At 69.6% G+C, this 4311-nt stretch carries 4 protein-coding genes and 1 pseudogene; 3 read left to right on the top strand and 2 right to left on the bottom strand.

Features of this window, described 5'->3' with window-relative positions; translation table 11 throughout:
• Window positions 1-77: 77 nt before the first annotated feature.
• Window positions 78-980 (bottom strand): cobalamin biosynthesis protein CbiG, encoded by a 903-nt coding sequence (locus tag AC07NX_RS26150; protein ID WP_494646036.1) that lies wholly within the window; start codon window positions 978-980, stop codon window positions 78-80.
• Window positions 981-1087: 107 nt separating this feature from the next.
• Complete coding sequence (gene mdoH / locus AC07NX_RS26145; protein WP_494646034.1) at window positions 1088-3094, bottom strand: glucans biosynthesis glucosyltransferase MdoH; 2007 nt, start codon at window positions 3092-3094, stop codon at window positions 1088-1090.
• Window positions 3095-3503: 409 nt separating this feature from the next.
• Here mdoH and AC07NX_RS26140 point away from each other — a divergent pair, with 409 nt between their 5' ends.
• The 3 genes and pseudogenes from AC07NX_RS26140 to AC07NX_RS26130 form a co-directional block, all read left to right on the top strand.
• Window positions 3504-3755 (top strand): copper-binding protein, encoded by a 252-nt coding sequence (locus tag AC07NX_RS26140; RefSeq protein ID WP_494646032.1) that lies wholly within the window; start codon window positions 3504-3506, stop codon window positions 3753-3755.
• A 74-nt stretch (window positions 3756-3829) separates the two neighbouring features.
• Window positions 3830-4138 (top strand): hypothetical protein, encoded by a 309-nt coding sequence (locus AC07NX_RS26135; RefSeq protein ID WP_494646030.1) that lies wholly within the window; start codon window positions 3830-3832, stop codon window positions 4136-4138.
• Window positions 4139-4201: 63 nt separating this feature from the next.
• Window positions 4202-4311 (top strand): annotated as a pseudogene (locus tag AC07NX_RS26130) (hypothetical protein); the annotation flags it as partial.

The raw sequence follows: 4311 nt of genomic DNA, 5'->3' as shown, positions 1-4311 counted from the left end.
GATCCGCAGTACGCACGATAAACACAGTTGCTCATCCGTCGGCTCCGCCGACACCTTCTCCCGCAAGGGGAGAAGGATCAGATCGAAGCCCCGAGGATCCAGCCCTCTTCGGTCTGCGCGTCCACCACCAGGTCGGCCGGCGCGTCCTTGGACGGGCCGAACAGGGCGGCCAGCTTGCCGGCCTCGTCCAGCTTGGCGAAGTGTTCGGCCAGGGCGCGCACCTGGGCGGCGTCCTTGATCTCGCCGGGGGCGGGGGTGGCCTTGACCAGCGAGGGATAGACCTCGGCGATCACCACCTGCACGCCGTCCAGGTCGGCCTCGGTCAGGGCCTTGAAGCCGGTCTCGAACGGCCAGACCCGCGCCGCGTCGCCGCGGGCGTCCTTCAGCCGGCGGGCGGCCGGGATGCCGACGATCGCCTGGCCGCCGACCGAGCCGTTGTAGTAGAGCTTCCAGATCGAGGCCGCGCCTTTCGCCGCCAGGTCCGCGTGGCGGAACTCCGGCAGGTCGCCCGGGCCATGCTCGCGGGTGCGCTTGGGCTGCAGGGTGGTCAGGGCGTCCTTGGGCGGACAGCCCCAGAACGGGAACGGCCCGCCGGTCAGCCGGCGGTTCAGCTCCGAGCCGACGCCGAAGCGGTTGTTGGTGTTGTCGGCCTTGTCCTTGACCATCTTGGCCAACTGGTCCCAGACCGCGCGCCAGGGATGCTCGCCCTTCAGGGCCAGGGCCGCCGAGACGCCGCGCGGGAAGCCCAGCGGGAAGTCGAAGCCGACCAGGGCCCGCTCGCCGCGCTTCTTCAGGTCGTCCAGGATCGTGGCCAGCTTGGCCTCGGCCTCCTGGCGGGTGGGCGGATTGAAGCTCTCGAAGGTCAGCCGGAACCGCACGTCGCGCTTCATCACGCCGATCCACACGGAATCCGCCCCCGTGGTTGGCTTGGCCGCCGCGCTCCAGTCGACGATCACATAGGCGCTGAAGAGGCGCGACACGGCGGACGCTCCGTTTGGATTGAACGAAGCGCGCTTCTACTCCGGTCGGGCGGAGGCGGCCACCCTTAAGCGATGAAAGACACGATCGAACGCGCGGCCGGCAAGGCCTAGGCGGCGTTCCGCTCCGCCGCCTGTTCGGCGACCAGGAGCGGGGCCGGCTGGCGGCTGAACCAGCGGGCCGGCGGCTCGCAGGCCGGGCCCAGGGCCGCGCGGACGATGGCCGGCGGGCGGCGCTCTTCCGGGGTCATGAACAGGCCGTTGGCCTTGACGCCCAGGCCGGCCAGCTTGTGGGCGCCCAGCATGGTCAGCGGCACGGCCAGGATCAGGCCGGCCAGGATCGGCAGGGTCGCGGTCAGCAGGTCGGGCGTGAACCAGAAGGCCACGGCCAGCACCACGCCGGTGACGCTGATCCAGCCCATGGCGGCGAAGGCCTCCTTGCCGGTGACCTTGTCGGCGTCGCGGCGCTGGGTGGCCCAGCCGCCGACCTTGCCGGCCAGGATCTCGACCAGGGCGCGGGTCTGGGTGAACATCAGCATCGGGGCGACCAGGGCCGAGAGCAGCATCTCCACGCCCAGGCCGGCCAGGATCCGGCGGCGGCCGCCGAAGCCCTTGATCTCGTGCTTGCGCGAGAAGACCAGGATCGAACCCAGGATCTTGGGGCCGAACAGCAGGACGAAGGTGATGATCATCGCCCAGGCGGTGGCCTGGATCTCGCGCCAGTCGATCAGGGCGTGGGCCGCGGCCTGCAGGTCGGCCATGGTGAAGGCGGCCTTCTTCAGCTCGGGCATCAGCATGCGCGAGATGATCCCCGACGACAGGGCCACGAACCACAGGGGCGAGAGCACGTAGCTGAGCACGCCGATCACCAGGTGCAGGCGGCTCATCCAGTGCAGGCCGGGCAGGCCGACCAGCGGGACGTGCTGCACGTTGCCCCGGCACCAGCGGCGGTCGCGGGTGGCGAAGTCCAGCAGGTTGGAGGGGCTCTCCTCGTAGGAGCCGCCCAGATAGGGGGCCAGGTGCACGCCCCAGCCGCCGCGGCGCAGCAGGGCGCTTTCCAGGGCGTCGTGGCTCATCACCTCGCCGCCGAACGGCTTGGGGCCGCTCAGCTCGGGCAGGCCGCAGGTCTCGGCGAAGGCGCGGGTGCGGACGATGGCGTTGTGGCCCCAGAAGCTGCTTTCCGAGCCCGACCACCAGGCCAGGCCGGTCCAGGCCACCCGGCCGTAGAGGCGCGTGGCGAACTGCAGGGTGCGGGCGAAGATCGTCTGGCCGTTGATGATCATCGGCATGGTCTGGATCAGGCCCACGCGCGGGTGGCGCTCCATGGCGTCGGCCAGGCGGACCATGGCCTCGCCGGTCATCAGGCTGTCGGCGTCCAGCACCAGCATGTGCTCGTAGTCGCCGCCCCAGCGCGCCACCCAGTCGGCGATGTTGCCGGCCTTGCGGCCCGTGTTCTGGGTGCGCTTGCGATAGAAGACGTGGCTGTTGGCCTCGCGGCGGAAGCGGGCGAAGCAGGCCTGTTCGGCCAGGGCCACGGCGGCGTCGCGGGTGTCGCTGAGGATGAAGATGTCGAAGGCGCGGCTGGCGCCGGTCTCGGCGATCGAGGCGTCCATGGCGCGCAGGCGGGCGAACACCTCGGCGGCGTCCTCGTTGTGCACCGGCATCAGGATCGCCGTGCGGGCCTTGGGCCGGGGCATGGGCGAGGACGGGCTGTCGTCGATGCCCAGCGGGTCCCTGGGCTTGCCCAGCAGCACCACGAAGCCGACTACGGCGGTGCAGAACCACAGGGCCAGGGCCAGGAACAGCGGGACCAGCAGGGTCAGGACGACGGCTTCCAGGCGGGTGACGCCGCCCAGGGCGATGGTGTCGAAGGTGGCCCGCCAGCCGGCGAAGGCCATGACCGCCGTGGCGACGAACACGCCCCAGCGGCGCAGGGTCAGGTTGTCCTTCGCGGTGGCGACGGGCTTGGCCTGGCCTTGCCAGAAGGCCAGGGGCTGGACCGGCATGGCCAGGGGCGCGTCGACGGGGATTTCGACCCGATCGCTGGTGGAGACCGCCATGTCGTAGGCGACGCTCCGCGAGGAGGTCAGGTCGAAGAAAGCGCCGCGTTCGCTCATCAGGTCCATCGTCTCGGCTGTCCGGTTCGGATGGTCCGAGGGCCGGGCCTCTCCGAAGGGGCTCTCGAGAGGCGCAGAACCGGCCTTCGGGACGCGCCGTGGTCTCTAGGGCTCATGTCCGCTAGGGTCGGCGTGCTCGGTTCGACGGTCTGGCGTGGTCTCGATGACCGGCGTGGAGAGCCGCCGGTCCCTTAGAGTAAAACTTCGATCACAAAATCGCTACCACAATCGCCGTCCTTTTCGCACTTGCGGTAAAAAACCTTGTATGAAGGACGTGTTCGGATCGATCGGTTGACTCAAGAATTTCGATAAACCTATGAAAATAAAAACAATATCGGCGATATGCCTGGCCTGTGCGCTGACGGCCTGCGGTCCGGGCAAGCCAGCGAAAACGCCGTCCGAGGCCCCGGTGGCCGCTCCGGCGGCGCTTCCGGCCGGTCCGGAATATGATTCCACGGGGGTGATCGCGGGTCTCGATGGCCAGGCGGTAACGCTCGATCACGAGGGCGCGAGCGGGGCGCGATTGGCCGCGGGACGCACGGTCTTCCAGGCCTATGGCGACATCCTGGCCGAGGCCCCGCTGACGCCCGGCGCCCGGGTGGCGTTCAGGTTCCACAAGGTCGGCGAGGCCTGGGAACTGACCGAACTGAAGCCGCGCTAGGCGATTCCCCAGCGTCGCCATGGAACGTGGCGTCGGCCGCGGCCGTTGATCGGGTCCAACCCAAGGACATCACCATGGCTGACAACACCGCGCCGCAAGACGGCTCGCGCCCCGGCGTGCTGGGCGATTTTTCCCAGGCCCAGGACCTGGGCCAGCCCGGCCACCCCGAGGACCGCGTTTCCGAGACCGAGGTCAAGGAAGCCTTCCAGACCGCCGACACGCCGACCAGCCGCAAGGTTGAACCGCTGCCGGAGGGCGAGAAGCCCGATCACCTGGCCGAGCACGTCGACCAGGCCGAGGACCGCCAGGAGGCCCTGATCGACGAGAGCCTGGAGGAAAGCTTCCCGGCCAGCGATCCGCCGAGCGCCAAGCACATCACCTGAGGCGGAACGCAGAACGCCGCCCGGTCTCCCGACCGGACGGCGTCCCGCTAGGGACCGGACTCAATTGGATCGTTGATTTTCAGTTGTCATCCCGGACGAAGGTCCGCCTGGCGGACCGTAGAGCCGGGACCCAGGGGCGAGCGCACTGCGCCGGCCCCTGGGTCCCGGACAAG

The organism is Caulobacter sp. GW821-FHT09A05, from assembly GCF_059418465.1.
Note: the sequence above shows the minus strand (reverse complement) of the source record. Positions and strands in the feature narration are given on the sequence as shown.

What these genes read in the sequence shown, in the direction of transcription:
- mdoH (WP_494646034.1), bottom strand. Translation starts at nt 3,094, where the DNA reads ATGAGCGAACGCGGCGCTTTCTTCGACCTGACCTCCTCGCGGAGCGTC.
- AC07NX_RS26135 (WP_494646030.1), top strand. Translation starts at nt 3,830, where the DNA reads ATGGCTGACAACACCGCGCCGCAAGACGGCTCGCGCCCCGGCGTGCTG.